At 44.3% G+C, this 702-nt stretch carries 1 protein-coding gene and 1 pseudogene; both read left to right on the forward strand.

All coding sequences use genetic code 11. The annotated features are described in order from the left end of the window. Positions 1–280, forward strand: a 280-nt coding sequence (locus UNSWCS_RS11430; RefSeq protein WP_235044415.1) for a GPW/gp25 family protein, incomplete at its 5' end; no start/stop codon positions are given. After that, positions 277–702, forward strand: a pseudogene (locus tag UNSWCS_RS11435) (hypothetical protein); the annotation flags it as partial. The gene UNSWCS_RS11430 and the pseudogene UNSWCS_RS11435, both read left to right, overlap by 4 nt.

Consider the following 702-nt stretch of genomic DNA (forward strand, 5'->3'; position numbering starts at 1 on the left):
GTATCTAGCGGATATAAAAGAAAGCATAAAAGACATCTTGCTTACACCCCTTGGCTCGCGGGTTATGTTGCCGGAATACGGCAGCCGTTTGTTCGAGCTAATAGACCGCAAAGTAGACGACGAGTTTAGAGCCGATCTTGCCTGCTACGTCATAGAAGCCGTAGAAAGATGGGAAAAAAGAGTGAAGATAGATGAAGTAAAGCTAATAAGTCTAAAAGACCATAGGCTAAATTTTAAGATCGCTCTCACAAGCGGCGACGAGATAGGGATAGAGCTATGAGCTTTTTAAAGAATTTACCGTATCCGGGCGTGATCGAAGAGCTTAACTACGACGAAATTTTAAAAAGCATTAAAAACATTTTTAAAAGATATTTAACTAGTGATACCGAGCTTTCGCCAGCAAAGTCTGGCACATCTTCAGTGCAGGGTCTCGCCGAAGGGGCGAGCCGCAAAGACGGGCTTAGCTCGTCTGCGGAGTTAGAATTATTAGAAAGCGACAACTATTCGGCACTTCTTGAAACGCTAGCTTATAGAGAACTGCTCTTACGAGCCAGGATAAATGATAGTGTTAAGGCTATGTTGCTGCCATTTTCTACTGGAGATGACCTTGATAACATAGTAGCGATATACGGCATAGAGCGGCTAAAAGGAGAAAAACCGACGGCCGGTATCGAGCTTTCGCTTTCGACTCCTAGGGATGCG

The organism is Campylobacter concisus UNSWCS, from assembly GCF_000466685.1.
In the GTDB taxonomy this organism is placed as follows: domain Bacteria; phylum Campylobacterota; class Campylobacteria; order Campylobacterales; family Campylobacteraceae; genus Campylobacter_A; species Campylobacter_A concisus_A.